Here is a 15,276-nt window from a genome sequence, read left to right as displayed (position 1 = left end):
TCTCTCAGCGTAGGCAATTGCCAGATTATTTTGCGTCCTTGCCCAATTTTCGCTTCCCGATTCCCAATTATTTAAAAGTATTTGATAACCGGTAATGGCAATTTCAAGATTATTCGCTCTTTTCCCCTGCGGAAAGTCACGAATATGAATACTCAAGTTTCCAATGTCGCCGAGAATAGATTCAATTGCTTCGGGATGTTCGGCAATTAAATGCTGGGCTACTTGCTGTAAAATATAGGCAAAACGGTCATTAAGGAGATGTTGCCGCCCGGCCAGCATGGGGTTAATTACGTTAATATCGCTCTTGCTATCTTTTACTGCTTGCAACAAGTCTAGGATAAACTTTCCATACTCTTGGGGCTTTTCACCTTCGGAGCGATCGCTATCTCCCTCATCATTCATCCCCAATAATTGCCCTAGCTGACTGGCCAAATTCCGTAAAAAATTAGCGTGATTTTCCTGTCCTTCCTCTGCCAGGTTTTCTGCTACTACCTCGCAAACTTGCAGAAACCCCGAATCTACCAATTCTAAGTTAGCCTGTAAAATCTGCTGTTCCTCACCTTTGGGGCCATTCAGGAGTGTCTCAATCAATTGCAGATAAGCTTGGGCGCGGGTTTCTTCCATTGTGGGGAGTTGTCAGTAACACCGATGTTTATTTTACCATGATTCGATGAGTGGCCAGAAACCGGGTTTTTTCGAGAATATTTGGTTACAGCCGAAGAGATGGGAAAAAACCCGGTTTCTTTGATTGTGCGCGAGTGGCCAGAAACCTCGGTTAGCCCGATAGTCGGCCAGGGGTTTAAACCCCTGTCTCATAGCAAAAGTCCTCTTAAGAGGACTAAAATTTTTTTGATTTTTATCTCAGCTTTTCAGTGGGTTTCAACCGACTTTCGCTATTAGCCAGGGGTTTCAATCCCTGGCGGTTATGGGCGACACCACTTTACTATTAGTTGCTATACTGTAGACACTCTGTATATACATACTGAAAAAATGTGAATTCCTCAGAGTAATATCACTAGCTAGAGGATTAGGCTATGGTTGCAACGATCGCCAAATGGGGAAACAGTCTTGCTGTTCGGATTCCACAGCATTTAGCTAAAGAGATTAACTTAGCTGAAGGTTCCCAAGTGCAGTTTGTATTGATAGATGGTAGGCTGACGATCGAGCCGATAACTCGTCGGCGATCTTCACTTGAGGAGTTGGTTGAAGCGATTACTCCAGAGAATCTTCATAATGAGATTGATAGTGGAGTTGGTGTGGGGAATGAAGTTTGGTGACACAATCAAATCCCTACATTCCGAGTCGAGGCGATATCGTTTATTTAGACTTTGACCCAACTAAGGGACACGAACAAAAGGGACTTAGACCTGCTTTTGTGCTGTCGCCTCGTGCTTACAATGAGAAAAGCTCCTTAGCTTTATTTATGCCGATTACAAAACAACAAAAAGGCTATCCTTTTGAAGTTCCTCTACCGACTGGATTGAAAGTTCAAGGAGTAATCCTTGCAGATCAAATCAAGTGTCTAGACTGGAAGGTTCGCGGTGTTCGATTCGTTGAGTCTGTATCTGAAGATGTGATTGAGGAGGTGCAAACTAAAATTGAGCCATTGTTACTGTAAAACCCGGTTTCTTTAGTTGGGGCGCCTACGAACACCATATTTTGTAGGGGCGGGTTCACCAACAATATCTAACAATTACCAACCATCTAGATAAACCCGCCCCCACATCACCAATAACCCACATCAACCTGGATCATGATGATTGTTGGTTGGGTGGGGGCGGGTTTTCGAGATTGTTTGTTTCAGGCGATTATGGTTGGTAAAACCCGCCCCTACGAGGATTATTTACATATCGTAAAAAACGCGGTTTATTCTAATTTTGCGCTAATTCTGGCGGCCGCCCCATCAAGCCTGTCATAAGCCGCAAGGCTAAAAACCTCACTGGGGGAATAGTCCGCAAACACCACAATCCGAAGCGGCGAAATGCTACAATTGGCAGCCAAGTATTAGAAAATAATCTGTCTAGAAAATCGGTAAATCCTAACACGATTAAATTCTCTTTTTTGCGCCAGTTGTGATACCGTTTCAATACTCGCAAATCGCCGATGTCTTCGCCTTTTTGGTGCGCTTGCTGCAAGATTTGGGCGATCGCCCCTGCGTCTCGAATGCCCATATTTAATCCCTGGCCGCCGACGGGATGGCAGCAGTGGGCGGCGTCGCCAATTAGTGCTAATCTGGGCAAAACGTAGCGATCGCTCTGCATTAACTGCACCGGAAACAAAAAGCGCTCGCTCTCCAATTCCAAACGCCCTAAAATCCCCCCCGTGCGCTGTTCCAACAAAGTCAAAAACTCTTTTTTATCCATTTGTTGCAAAGCTTTTGCTTCCGCGTGGGGTGCTGTCCAAACTACTTGACAGCGGTTCCCAGGTAATGGTAAGACTCCCATCGGGCCGCTCGGCCAAAAGCGCTCAAAAGCGATATCATTGTGCGGTTTTTCTGCTTTAATGGTGATAGCAACGCAGGATTGCCAGTATTTCCAGCCGCGAGTGCTGATGTTGGCTTCGCTGCGGATGCGCGATCGCGAACCGTCGGCGGCGACTAATAATTTGGTGCGAATTGTGCGAGTTTCACCGTTTTGTTTGACTTCTATTTCGGCGCAATCGGTTAAATATTTTACCTCGACTACTTCCGCCGGGCAAACCCAACTAAAATTCGGGTTTTTTGCCAAACATTCGTGCAAAGCTGACAGCATGACTCGGTGCTCGCCGACATAACCTAAAGCTGTTTTTGGTACGGGTAATTTGCCAGTATTTCCCAAATCCGGGCGGTGGAATTCGACGACACCGGGATAGTCGCCGTCGCAGAGGCTAATTTGCTCGAAGGTGGTGATTTGCGGCAAGATTTGTTGCCATACGCCTATGCCTTCTAAAATCATTCCTGATAGTAAGGTAATTGCATAAGCTTGTTTTTTTGCTGCTGCGACTGCGGGGAGTTGGGTTTCAATTATGGCGATTTTTAAGCCGGAATCTTTTAAGGCGCTGGCTAAGGTTGCCCCAACTATGCCGCCTCCGACGATGGCTATGTCAAAGTCGAGTGTCTGTGTTTCGGTGGAGGCTGTTGTGGGAGAAAGTTCGTTTACAGGCATTTTCAAGGGAGGTTGTCAAAGTTAATTGGAATGTTACTTTTTTATTGTAAAGAATTATTTCGATTTAGGGCGATCGAGAAAGGGAGAGTACCGGCATTCGTGAAAATCAAGGGTTTCATATCGTTTCCGGTAGCATCGGAATTATTAGCCAAAATTAGGACACGGCACTGCCGTGTCCCTACAATATTATTTTCGGTAGGGACACGGCATTGCCGTGTCCTCTATATCTCGCTACCTCAGAAACCCGGTTTCTTCCTATATTTCTCGTCACTAAACGCAAAACTCCTAGAAACCGGGTTTCTCGCCCCCGATGGGTGAGCCCTCAAACTAATGACTAATGACTCATGACTAATGACTACTGACTAATGACTGAAAGCCTCCGGCTTCATCCGTGGACAAATAAAAAACCTGTATCCTATAAACAAGCCCCCAAATTTATCCGTGGGGTCAATGCTTCAATCTAAAATCTAAAATCTAAAATCTAAAATCGATTGACCATTTCCTTTGTGTTTTCGGCAGCCAGCGCTGATACTTTTTGGGAAATGGGAATTTCTATGACAAACTCTGCACCTTCCCCGGGCGCGGAAACACACTGCAAATTGCCTCGGTGTTTTTCAACTATAATCTGATAGCTGATTGACAGTCCCAAGCCTGTGCCTTTGCCGACTGGTTTAGTAGTAAAAAATGGGTCGAATAACTTGTGAATAACTTCTTGATTGATTCCCATCCCGTTGTCGGCAATCCGAATTGTTACTGTGTCTAAATTCGCACTCGTGCTAATCCGAATTGTCTTGGGGCGAAAAGAGATTTCGATTTCGCTTGAAGCATGATTGTTGTACTCTTCGAGGGCGTCGATCGCATTTCCTAAAAGATTCATAAATACTTGATTGAGCTGACCTACATAGCACTCGACTTTTGGGAAATTGCCGTATTCTTTGATAATTTGAATAGCCGGACGAACTACATTAGCTTTGATCCGGTGCTGCAAAATTAGCAAAGTGCTTTCGATTCCTTCATGAATGTCTACTAGCTTCATCTGCGATTCGTCGAGTCTGGAAAAGTTGCGTAAGGATACAACTAAGTCGCGGATGCGATCGGCTCCTACTTTCATTGATTCCAAAATCTTTGTAAAGTCTTCCATTAAAAAATCGATTTCAATATCTTCGGCTGCTTCTACAATTTCCGGGACGGGATTGGGGTATTTTTCCTGGTAAAGGTTGAGCAAACCGAGCAAGTCTGTGGCGTATTCGCTGGCGTGGGTGATGTTGCCGTAGATGAAGTTAATCGGATTGTTAATTTCGTGGGCGACGCCGGCGACTAGCTGCCCGAGAGAAGAGATTTTTTCGGTTTGGATTAGTTGAGTTTGAGCTTGGTGCAACTCCTGGACAGCTTTTTCGAGCTCGGCTGCTTGCGATCGATACAGTCCCTCGGACTGCTTGAGTGCTTCCAAAACTTGGACTCGATCGCTAATGTCGGTGTGAGTTCCCACCCATTCGCGAATGCTGCCGTCTTCTGCTAAAACTGGAACTCCGCGCACCCAGAAGTGTCTGTAGCTGCCGTCTGCAGCCCGCAAGCGGTGCTCGACTTCGTAGAGACTTTTGGTTTCTGCTGCGCGCTTCCAAGCTTGGGCCGTGATCGGGCGATCGTCTGGGTGAATTGCCGAAACCCAATTGTCTGTAGCTTCCTCCCAACTTTGACCTGTATATGCCATCCAGTCGATCGGTGAGATCGGCTTTCCCTGGCCGTCTGTCGTCCATACCAGTTGCGCGGTGGCCATTGCCAGCGATCGGTATCTTTCTTCGCTCAGACGCACAAATTCTTCGGCTTGCCGGCTGGCTGTCACGTCGCGCAAAATTGCTGTGAATATGATTTCCCCTGCCACTTCGAGTTTGGAAATAGAAGCTTCGGCGGGAAATTGCGTACCGTCTCGGCGGCGGGCGAAAATTTCTTTGCGGCTGCCCATTTTTCGGGCTTGTTTAACGCCGCCGCCGAAATTACTGACGAGGTGGCTGTGAGGGGCGGCAAAAGCTTCGGGCAACAGCAGGCTCAGGGATTGCCCGATTGCCTCAGCAGCCGTCCACCCGAAAATCCGTTCTGCACCTTGGTTGAACAGGATAATTTTTTGGTCAGCATCTACGGAAATAATCGCGTCGTCGGCAATTTCTAAAATGCCGGCGAAACGAGCTTGAGACAGTTGCAGCGCTTGTTCAGCTTGGAAGCGATCGCTGATGTCGCGGGCGATCGTCGAAATGTATGCGAGTTGGCCGCCTGGTGCGGAGTGGGAGATGATAACCTGGCTGACGGGAATTTCGAGTCCCGATCCTGACACGAAGGCTGTTTCTCCGCTCCAAAAGCCCTCGGAAACAGCGGTGGCGATCGCTTGTTTCAAAGTGCTGCGGGCTGAGGCTGCCGTGAATTCTGCAACTTGTCGCTTGGATATATCTTCGTGTTCGTTTATACCCACCATTTTTCTGCCTGCTTTGTTGATGTAAACGGCGCGTCCTTCGAGGTCCCAGATACCTACAAAATCCGGTGTTGCTTCCAGAATTGCGGCCAGACTGCTGTTGGCTATTTCGGCTTGTTTGCGATCGGTAATATCCCGCGCGATGCTAACTATACCGCTGATATTTCCTTGCCCGTCTCGGTAAGCGCTTTTTGTAGAAAGAAATGTCCTCAAATTGCCTTTAACTGGCAGCTCTTCTTCGATCGCTTGCGTTTTTCCCGCTGCCATAATTGGGCGATCTGTTTTCCTAATATTGCCCGCAATTTCCGGCGGAAATAACTCGCTGTCATCTTTGCCGATAATTTCTTCTACAGACTTGCCAATTATACTGGCTCCGGCAGCGTTTAGCATCATGTAACGGCCCTGAATATCTTTTACAAATAGGGCTGTTGGTGTACTGTTAATGACTGTCAGCAATAGGTTGTAGTTATTTTGGAGTGCCTGCTTTGTTGTTTGAGATTCGATAATTTGCTGCTGCAATTGCTCGTTGGCGAGTTGCAGTTGGAGAGTCCGTTTCTCAACTTTATTTTCTAAGTCTGATTTAGCTTTCCTCAGTTCCAGTTCCGCTCGATAGCGCTTCCGGTCAGCGGTGCAGAGAGTTTTTGCATTCTGCCAAATTAAAACAGTAAAAATAATCACGTTCAATACGCTTAAAAGCGATATTCCTACATCAGACCTGTAGGCTTGTAAGCGCTCTCCCGAGATGATCAAATAACCCACTAAAGGCGGGATAATGATTGCCTGCGGCAACAAGCGCCTCGCCATGATGCCGCCAGCGCGATCGCTCGCAATTACTGCTATGAATCCTCGCTCTGGATTGGTAAATAAAATGCCAAAGCTCAGCAACATAAATGCTGCGGACGTGTGCAAAGCCATTCCTGTACTATCGCCAATTCTGTAAAATAAAGCTTTGCCGTAGATGTAGCCGATTAAACCCAGAAATGCAATAAAAAATGCTGAACAGCTTAAGATTTGAACCCCTAGATATTTAGGGCGGCGTTCTGACAGCAGCAGCAGGGCTGTTCCCAGCAATAAAAAAGCAGTAGCAGTATTTGGTGCCATCCGTCCTGGTGTTCCGGGGCTTGTCAAGGTGTAACTTTCTTTAAATAGCAGTTGGTCGATGCCTAAGTCTAAATTAAAGCTATATTCAACTAGGGTTAAGAAGGTAATTAATATAATAAAAAATGAGCAGCTAAAAATTAAAAATTTAGTAATTATTTGATGCTTTATTGCTGTTGATTCGGCGCGCCGTCGCTGTTGGATGAACAGAGAAAACCCACTCAAAATAAAGCAGACCGCAGTATTGACTTTCATGGTCACGAGTCCGGGCAGAATGCTCTTTAAGAGTGGCAGATCGAATATCCAACCCAAAATGACTGTACAGCCGATCGCGATTACTGCAATACTAGCTTTTTTGGAAAAAGACTGGACTGCCGCCATTGGGGTTAATGGCGTTTGCACTGGTTGTGCTCCTTCAAAAAGTTCCAATTTCTAGATCCCTCAAATTATTTGGTTTTCTACGTATCCAAGGTAACAATAAACACTGTAGTGATATTGTTGCCCCCTATACAAAGCTGCTTGAGATCTTTTTCAAACTGCTAAGCATAAAACATGAATTATTTTATCTAACTTTAGATATATAGTCAAATGAAGGTTGAAGGCTCTTATGTAGAAGGCATCCGGCAGAATTCAATAATTTTTCTTGGTTGTAAATTAAAAAAAATTCCTTGTTCCTTGTTCCTTGGGCCTTATATCTCTGAAGTTGGCGCCCGATTCATCGGCAAGACCGAGTGTTTTTACTCAGTGCATCGAGGGATAATGGTAGCGGATGAATCGATCGGCAACAAGATCACTCGCATTGTCAAGCGGCAGCAGCATCTGTGGGAAATGCGATCGGCACAACAGATAAGACTCGCCGGTCTGAAACCGGTACTACACAAACAAAGTCCGCCTGCGCGGACTAAAGAGGGGATATTAAAGTCGGATTTGGTAACGGTCAACTGTCAACTGACAACTGTCAACTGTCAACTAACTCCCAACTTTTGAAGTGCTTCCAAAGCTTCGGTTGCTGAGGGGTAACGCTGGGGGAAAGCGTACAGCACCATCTGGTCTAAAACGCGAGCAAACTGCGGAGTGACAATTGCATTTTTCTGCCAGATGAGATTGCCTAAATTATCAACTCTGAGTTGTTTCGGGCGCATCCCTGTCAAGGCTTGAATCCCGATGATCCCGACAGCATAAATGTCGCTGCAAAATTTCGGCGAGCCGATGGCTTGTTCGGGGGGGATGTAGTCTTGCTGAGTACCGCCGCGCGATTTCGTTTGACCGATGCTGTTTTGTGAAGTGTTGATTTCTTTAACCGCCCCAAAGTCAATTAATACAATCTTGCCATCTGATGTCCGCCTGATTAAGTTTTGAGGGTGTACATCGCGGTGAATTACATCTTGTTTGTGAACGAAAACAAGCACTTCCAAGATATCTTTCAACAAAGCGATAACCTGATGTTCTTCCCAAGGTTGACCTTCGGTTAGTTCTTGATACAAGGGTTGCCCTTCGATGAATTGATAGACTAAATAAAAATATCTATCTTCTTCAAAGCGAGCTAACAATTCTGGTATCCGATCGTGTTGGCCCAATCGATATAAAACCCGCGTTTCTCGATCGAATAACTGGCTGGTTCTTTCCGACTGACTTTTCAGGCGCTTGACAAGGCAGAAAGGGCGATCGGGCAAGTTTTCATCTTCAGCAAGATACGTATCGCTGTACTCGGTACTCACCAAATGTTCGGTGATTCGGTAACGCATCCGCATGAGTTTGCCCAATAGCGGATCGGTAGGTTTACCGGGTTGTGTGCCTTTTTGTACAGATCTCATGATGCAGTCCCAAAGATTTGCTCCGACTACTTTTTCTTCTTGTCCAATAATTCCTGCTTGCTTCAGTACCTTGGTGAGATCTTTCCACAAGTTGTAGCCGACATACCGCCCCAGGTAGCCCACTGTGTACCCGCGGGCGATCGGATCGTTTTGCTGAATTTCTTTGTACGTCAAACCCCCTACAACGCCTCGAATTATCGACTGTTGCAACCGACTTAGGTGTTTTTCCGTTTGTTCGTATACCAGATCGTCCAAAAAAATTATTGCTTCTTCTACCGTCATAGTTTCAGGTGTTAAGTGATTGGTACAGGAGCCACGCATTTTTCTATCGCTAGATTCCTGTTATACAGGATTTGACTTAACTTTGATAGCTTTGTCTACAAATTGAAAGATATTTTTACAAATATGACTTTTATGACTTTAAGTTATGACTTTTATGAATTGACATTATCTATAGTTTCGATCATTATATCAATGACAACTTTTCACTAGGGAATACATTCCCGGATCGGCCGATCGCAAATTTGACTGTACCCAATTTAAGCAAAATATTTAGAGGTGTATCATGGCAAACTCAATCACTCAGACAATTACAAGGTCGATCGCATTTATCGACAGCGCCGTACCCGAATCCCAAATCTTAGCCAACGGCATCAACCCAGAAACCGAAGTCATTCAACTAGATGCCCGTCGCAGTGGCATCGAACAAATTGCCCAAGCCTTGCAAAATCGCAGTGTCTCCGCAATTCACATAATTTCCCACGGATCGCCGGGCTGCTTGCAATTGGGCAGCAGCAATTTCGATACAGATAGCATTGAGAGCGATCGCACTTCTTTACAGCAGTGGTTTGCGACACCAATTAGTGCAGAAAATTCGCAATTTCCAAGCCCTAGCGCAGAACAGATTCAACCAGAAATTCTGCTTTATGGCTGCCAAGTAGCAGCAGGCGACACAGGTATGGCCTTTGTCAAAAGGCTGAGCGAACTAACCGGAGCCAGCGTTGCCGCCTCCCAGAATCTGACAGGAAGTGCGACCCTCGGCGGCGATTGGGAACTCGAAATCAAAACCGGAAAAATCAAAACACCTTTAGCCTTGAAACCAGAGGTCTTAGCCACTTACAGCCACGTTCTCTCACTCTTTAAAGTTACTGACTACGATCCCATAAATTATGCTACTAATGTCATCGCCGGAGACTTTAACGGTGACGGTAAGGCTGACATAGCTGCTATGGATATTGGGTCAAACAACATTAGCATTTTCTTTGGAAATGGCAATGGGACATTTAACTTTGGCCCCACAACTAATTTAGGAGTAGCACCTTACGACTTTTTTACAGGAGACTTTAATGGTGACAAAAAGCTTGATTTAGGCATTACGAACTTGAGTTATCAAAACTTTTCTGTCTTATTAGGAGACGGCAAAGGTAGCTTTAGTCCACCCACTAACTTGAATTTGGGTTCTGCTTTCAACTTCGTTTTTTGGGGAGACTTTAAAAGTGATGGCAATCTTGACTTAGTTAGTGTTGACTCCGAATCAAATAAGATATCTATACTGTTGGCAGATGGCAAAGGTGGCTATGGTAAACCGACTGATATTAGTGTAGGACAATTTCCCAACGACATCGTTGTGGCAGATTTTAATGGTGACGAAAAGGTCGATTTAGCAACTTCAAATAAGAACTCTAATAATGTTTCCGTACTTTTAGGAGATGGTAAAGGCAGTTTCGCTCAAGCCATGAACTTTAATGTCGGAACATCCCCCACTTCTATAGCTGTCGGAGACGTAAACAACGACGGTAAGCTGGACTTAGTAACTGCAAATAGTGGCTCTAACAGCATTTCTATTTTATTTGGAGATGGCAAGGGCAGCTTTGGTTCTACCACTAATTACGAGTCAGCAATCAGCCCATATTCAGTTCGTTTGGCAGACTTTAACGACGACAAAAAACTCGATCAATTGGTTTCTAATGCCTATTCAAGTATCATTGTGTGGGGAGACGGTACGGGTGGCTTTAATACTTACTCTGAAGTTCCTTACGCTGGTATTAACACTCAAATCATAGACATTAACGCAGACAACCAGGCCGATATAATTGGCAACACCCTTGGAGATATCAGGGTTTTGCTCAACGATTTAGACGCTAATCAGGCCGTTTCTTACGCTATTACTATCAATGCTGCTAGCGATACTGAAGGCAACACGGGTGTAAAAAATCCCATTTTCACGGTGACTCGCAGTGGCAATCTTGGATTTAGCAGCAGTGTTAGTTATGACATTACTGGCAATGCTACTAACGGCAGCGATTACAACAATATTGGCGGGACTTCTGGGGCAACTGGTGTCAAAGGCCAAATCAAATTTCTTCCGGGCGAAACATCCAAAACCCTGATTATGGATGTCTTGGGCGATACATTACCAGAAAGCAATGAAGACATTATCGTTACTTTGTCAAATCCGATCGCACCAGGCCCCAAACCTACCATTACTACTGCTACCGTTAAGGGTACGATTATAGACGATGACACTCTTGGCAACACGCCAACTACACCAACACCAACACCAACTCCAACACCAACTCCAACACCAACTACATCCGCTACTCCAACACCAACTCCAACACCAACTACATCCGCTACTCCAACACCGACACCAACGCCAACGCCAACACCACCAACTCCAACTCCAACACCAACTCCAACACCAACAACACCTGCTGGCATCACCGTCAGCCCGACAACGGGATTAAAAACTACAGAAGCAGGTGGCCTTGACACATTTACTGTCAAACTCAACAGCCAACCCACGGCTGATGTTACCATTGGTTTAGGTAGTTCCAATACAGTAGAAGGAATCATTTCCCCATTCTCTGTTACTTTCACTCCTGCTAATTGGAATCAACCCCAAAAAGTAATAGTAAAAGGCATTGACGACAAGGTAGCAGATGGCAATAAAAATTACACAATTGTCACTGCCCCTGCTGTCAGCACCGATCCAAAGTATAACAACCTCAATGCAGCGGATGTCAGCGTCACCAACACCGAAACTAACCGCCCGCCGCAGCTAAACAAAAGCCCGGAGACAACTCCGTGGCACTTCAGCAATGTGAGTGTCAGCAAGTCGTCGAAATTTGAGTATACGGTTCCAGAAAAGGCATTTACAGACCCAGATCCGGGCGACCAACTGACTTATTCAGCAACTCTAGAGAACGGTCAACCTTTACCGACTTGGCTGACTTTCAATCCCGATACCCGTACTTTCAGCGGCGACAATACTCAAGCGAAGTCTCTGAACATTAAGTTAACAGTAACGGACAAAGCTGGTGCAACTGCTAGCGATGTCATTCTGTTAAGAACTCGTCAAAAGGGTGCGGTTGTTGATGGTTATATTGAGGGTGCGACTATCTTTTTTGATGGCAACAAAAACGGTGTCAAAGATGCTAGCGAACCGTATGCAACGACTGATGCTAATGGCGAATACGAACTCGACATCCCGGACAGTTTTGATACGAATAAAAATGGAATTTTTGACGCAGAAGAAGGGAATTTAGTGGCTTTTGGCGGGACGGATACTGCCACTGGTTTGCCGCTGGAAACTCCTGTTTCAGCACCTGCAGATGCCGCTGTGGTTACTCTATTAACCAGTTTGGTAACTGATTTGATGGATGGGGGAATGACGCAGAGTGAAGCCGAGTCAAAAGTTAAATCTACTCTGTCTATTCCTGCGGGAGTTGACTTGATCGACTTAGATCCGATCGCCTCTACGGCCAAAAATGAACCGGGCGGTGTTGAAACCTTAGTCGCCATGACAAAAGTCCAAAACCTCATTACCCAAACCAGCAGTCTAATAGACGGTGCATCTACGGCTGATAATGGTGCCATTACCAAAGCTGTTGTCGGGGCAATTAACAGTAAAATCAAATCCGGCGGTTCCCTCGATTTGAGCGATTCGGCACAGGTAGAAAGCATTATCGAGCAATCTGTTGCCAACGTCAAACAAATTGATACTAATCTCGACACTCAAAAACTTTCCGAACTTGCGCCAGAAGCAGCGAAGGTAACGGCTGAGGCCAATCAAAAGACCGATCGAGTTAAATCTAACTTTTTGCCTGAGTTTATTCCCTTGGAAATTGCCAAAGTCCAAAAAGTAGCATTAGGTGAAAGTTCGATCGACCTTGAAGCAGCAGCCGCCGGCACAAAACCCATCGCCGAGGTAGTTTCCGAAAATACTGGCGAATTTTTAACTGCCAAAATTCAAGGAAATCCACTACCGACTCCAGCCCCTACTCCAGCCCCTACTCCGATCGTGCAAGGCGATATTGAAGTGGTCAATACTTCTCCTGAAATTCTCGGTGATGAGGGCAAAAATCTTGTCGGTACTGATGATAGCGATACTTTAATCGGCGGCAGCGGTAACGATTTTATCAGTGCCAGAAAAGCTAGTGATTCCCTCGATGGTGGCGCTGGCAATGACAGCATTTACGGCGGCCGGGGACTCGATACGCTGACAGGTGGCGATGGCGATGACATCTTATTTGGAGGCCGCGGTACAGACAGTTTGGAAGGCGGTGCAGGCAATGATAGTTTGTACGGCGGTAAGGGCAATGATACTTTGCTTGGGGGCGCGGGAGATGATTTCCTCAGCGGTGAAAATGGCGATGATTTTCTGACCGGAGGTAGCGGGAGCGATCGCTTTTTGTTAACTCCAGGTACCGGCTCGGATACGGTGCTTGATTTTGAGGTGGGTATTGATCAATTTGCGCTCGATAACGGTTTGACTTTCCAGCAGTTAGAAATTAGTCAAACTGCGGGAGGAACGTTGCTGAAAGTTACATCAACTGGTCAACTTTTGGCAACAGTGACTGGGTTGAATAGTTCGATTACTGCATCGGATTTTGTGTTGCTTTAGATCCAAATCCCGCGTAGGGGCAATCCTGTGGTTGCCCTTCTAAATGAGGTAGGCACTAAAAACGAATTATTCGTTAAATCACTTTTGCCGGGAGGAGAATCATGTTTAAATTTGGAAAAATGACCCTAGTATTCATCACCGCATCTGTTGCTGTTTTGCAGCCAGCTTTTCGGGCTCGCGCACAAGAAACCAGCAGCGAATTCAGGCAACTACAAACCTTATTAGAAGCTAAGAAATGGGACGACGCCGATCGCGAAACCGTCTCTATACTCCGCAACAACCCCACGTCTTGTCCTAACCTCCGCGCGATCGACCAATTGTGGATGCAACACAGCAATAACAAATACGGCTTGACCCCGCAGTTAGAGATTTGGCAGAAGGCGGGCAACGGTTTAAATTGTAAAACTTGCGAAGGTGAAATTAAAGAATTTAGCGAAAAGGTAGGATGGAAACTAGGCTCGCAAGTAACTCCTATGCTAGGGGATTTTCCAGCTCAGTACCCAACTGTTGCTGCATTAGGTTGGCAAAGCTACGTTGATGGAGATGCAACTATGCAGATTCTTTTTGGCAACCGGAATACATGGCAAGCCTGGAAAGTTCAAGGTTATAACTTGTTCTCTACTTTTGCTAATTGCGGCAAGTAAGTAGACAAACCTAAAAAAACAGAATACTCAGATACCCGACTTCTTAAAGAAGTCGGGTATCTAAAGCGCGAGATCGTTTTACGTTCTTTTGCTTTCATACTTCTGCTTCCTTTAAAAAGCTATTATTGTTGAAGGGGCCGGCAATTTATATGTGCTTAGAAATATAAGCGTTGTGGCATTTGACTTAGGCTGGGTTCAATCTTTAGCAGTGCAAACTGCCATTGTACGCAATATCCAAATTGGGATCGGCGATCGAGCAAACGAAGGACTTTTAGGACAAGATTTCCTTGCTCATTTTGATGTGCGGATTCTCGAAAACGAAGTAGAGTTTCGCAACCAATAATTTCTATAAAATAGGCTTTCCGGTCTGTTCCATAAATATCAGCAACAGGCAAGATGCCTGTTCCACAAATATTAAATTTTCTTGTGGGATGGGCTCTGCTAGCCCGCCCTCAAAGGTCTATTGACAAATGAATCGGCTTAATTTTTAAGCTTGTTCACGTAGCCCCACAAACTGTAATCTCGGCTCAGCCAACCCCGGAAAAAAGCCATCTGAGTCGGATCTTCTTGCACCCGTTTGTAGCGGTAAATAATCCGTTCGTTAATCATTTGCAGCGCCGTGTTTTTGTTGTTAGCGGCTTTCAATGCTTCCTTGGTGCGCGAGTCAAAAACTCCCGTTTGCGGCAATCCTAAGGCTTGCTGAAGAAAGGTAATTGAGTTATTAATACCGAAATTAACGGCAGTGTCAAACATGACGATCGCCAAAGCCGGCTGCATCGTGCCCGAGAGGCTCGAATCCCAGTAATATTTATAAATTTCTAGGAGCTCTGCTTCCGACATCTGCGTCACGTCGAGGGGCGGAAGCCCACGACTGTAGCGGTAAGCGTTGTATTCCGTTTGCAAGACACCCCGATAAGTTCTGCCGCCCTTATCGGCTGGGTGATTGCTGAATCCGCCCTCAAAATAGAGGGTGAAATAAAGAGCCGTTTGAAATAATTTCTGCCTAAAGCTGGCTGTCTGCTGCTGCTGTGCGAAAGTCTTTTGGGCAAAGGGTAAGGGAATTGCTAAGGTTAACAAGAGTATCCCCAGCAGGAGGTTTGGTTTCCACTTGATGTTATGTTGGCGCTGTGTCGCTTGCTTGTCGCTCATAAATTCTCTGTGACGATCGCCCGTAGTTCCGCTAAAACTGCTACTCTGCAAAATAATA

The 15,276-nt window shown here is 45.6% G+C and carries 11 protein-coding genes; 6 read left to right on the top strand and 5 right to left on the bottom strand.

The features are described 5' to 3' along the window. The coding region (locus tag QUA54_RS10465) for a hypothetical protein (RefSeq protein WP_333414533.1) at positions 1–624 on the bottom strand (624 nt) is incomplete at its 3' end. A 410-nt stretch (positions 625–1,034) separates the two neighbouring features. On the opposite strand from QUA54_RS10465, the gene QUA54_RS10460 reads away from it, so the two are divergent. Both QUA54_RS10460 and mazF read left to right on the top strand, forming a co-directional pair. After that, complete coding sequence (locus tag QUA54_RS10460) at positions 1,035–1,277, top strand: AbrB/MazE/SpoVT family DNA-binding domain-containing protein (RefSeq protein ID WP_333414532.1); 243 nt, start codon at positions 1,035–1,037, stop codon at positions 1,275–1,277. After that, positions 1,274–1,618 carry an endoribonuclease MazF gene (mazF, locus tag QUA54_RS10455; protein WP_333414531.1) on the top strand — a complete coding sequence of 115 codons (345 nt, stop codon included), beginning with the start codon at positions 1,274–1,276 and terminating at the stop codon, positions 1,616–1,618. The genes QUA54_RS10460 and mazF overlap by 4 nt, the downstream gene beginning before the upstream one ends. Before the next feature lie 253 nt (positions 1,619–1,871). On the opposite strand, the gene QUA54_RS10450 is transcribed toward mazF, so the two are convergent. Further along, positions 1,872–3,143: an FAD-dependent hydroxylase gene (locus QUA54_RS10450; protein ID WP_333414530.1), complete on the bottom strand. Its 1,272-nt coding sequence runs from the start codon at positions 3,141–3,143 to the stop codon at positions 1,872–1,874. A 481-nt stretch (positions 3,144–3,624) separates the two neighbouring features. Beyond that, a complete protein-coding gene (locus QUA54_RS10445) occupies positions 3,625–7,107 on the bottom strand; it encodes a PAS domain S-box protein (protein ID WP_333414528.1) in 3,483 nt (1,160 codons plus the stop codon). A 357-nt stretch (positions 7,108–7,464) separates the two neighbouring features. Here QUA54_RS10445 and QUA54_RS10440 point away from each other — a divergent pair, with 357 nt between their 5' ends. Next, positions 7,465–7,692: a hypothetical protein gene (locus tag QUA54_RS10440; RefSeq protein WP_333414527.1), complete on the top strand. Its 228-nt coding sequence runs from the start codon at positions 7,465–7,467 to the stop codon at positions 7,690–7,692. Here the strand turns inward: QUA54_RS10440 and QUA54_RS10435 are convergent. After that, positions 7,671–8,801 carry a serine/threonine-protein kinase gene (locus QUA54_RS10435; protein ID WP_333414526.1) on the bottom strand — a complete coding sequence of 377 codons (1,131 nt, stop codon included), beginning with the start codon at positions 8,799–8,801 and terminating at the stop codon, positions 7,671–7,673. The genes QUA54_RS10440 and QUA54_RS10435 overlap by 22 nt on opposite strands. A gap of 283 nt (positions 8,802–9,084) precedes the next feature. On the opposite strand from QUA54_RS10435, the gene QUA54_RS10430 reads away from it, so the two are divergent. The 3 genes from QUA54_RS10430 (at position 9,085) to QUA54_RS10420 (ending at position 14,412) form a co-directional block, all read left to right on the top strand. Then, complete coding sequence (locus QUA54_RS10430; protein WP_333414525.1) at positions 9,085–13,425, top strand: DUF4347 domain-containing protein; 4,341 nt, start codon at positions 9,085–9,087, stop codon at positions 13,423–13,425. Between the two features lie 101 nt (positions 13,426–13,526). Then, entirely contained in the window at positions 13,527–14,069 is a 543-nt protein-coding gene (locus QUA54_RS10425) for a GUN4 domain-containing protein (RefSeq protein WP_333414523.1), read from the top strand. Positions 14,070–14,241: 172 nt separating this feature from the next. Then, complete coding sequence (locus tag QUA54_RS10420; protein ID WP_333414521.1) at positions 14,242–14,412, top strand: hypothetical protein; 171 nt, start codon at positions 14,242–14,244, stop codon at positions 14,410–14,412. A 137-nt stretch (positions 14,413–14,549) separates the two neighbouring features. Here the strand turns inward: QUA54_RS10420 and QUA54_RS10415 are convergent, their stop codons facing one another. Further along, complete coding sequence (locus QUA54_RS10415; RefSeq protein ID WP_333414627.1) at positions 14,550–15,218, bottom strand: glycosyl hydrolase 108 family protein; 669 nt, start codon at positions 15,216–15,218, stop codon at positions 14,550–14,552. Between the last annotated feature and the right edge of the window lie 58 nt (positions 15,219–15,276).

The organism is Microcoleus sp. MOSTC5 (assembly GCF_036701825.1).
Classification (GTDB): domain Bacteria; phylum Cyanobacteriota; class Cyanobacteriia; order Cyanobacteriales; family Microcoleaceae; genus Microcoleus; species Microcoleus asticus.
The sequence above is the reverse complement of the archived record's forward strand: the minus strand, read 5'-3'. Positions and strand labels throughout refer to the sequence as shown.

What these genes read in the sequence shown, in the direction of transcription:
- QUA54_RS10425 (WP_333414523.1), top strand. Translation starts at nt 13,527, where the DNA reads ATGTTTAAATTTGGAAAAATGACCCTAGTATTCATCACCGCATCTGTT.
- QUA54_RS10460 (WP_333414532.1), top strand. Translation starts at nt 1,035, where the DNA reads ATGGTTGCAACGATCGCCAAATGGGGAAACAGTCTTGCTGTTCGGATT.
- QUA54_RS10440 (WP_333414527.1), top strand. Translation starts at nt 7,465, where the DNA reads ATGGTAGCGGATGAATCGATCGGCAACAAGATCACTCGCATTGTCAAG.
- QUA54_RS10450 (WP_333414530.1), bottom strand. Translation starts at nt 3,143, where the DNA reads ATGCCTGTAAACGAACTTTCTCCCACAACAGCCTCCACCGAAACACAG.
- QUA54_RS10430 (WP_333414525.1), top strand. Translation starts at nt 9,085, where the DNA reads ATGGCAAACTCAATCACTCAGACAATTACAAGGTCGATCGCATTTATC.
- QUA54_RS10435 (WP_333414526.1), bottom strand. Translation starts at nt 8,801, where the DNA reads ATGACGGTAGAAGAAGCAATAATTTTTTTGGACGATCTGGTATACGAA.
- QUA54_RS10415 (WP_333414627.1), bottom strand. Translation starts at nt 15,218, where the DNA reads ATGAGCGACAAGCAAGCGACACAGCGCCAACATAACATCAAGTGGAAA.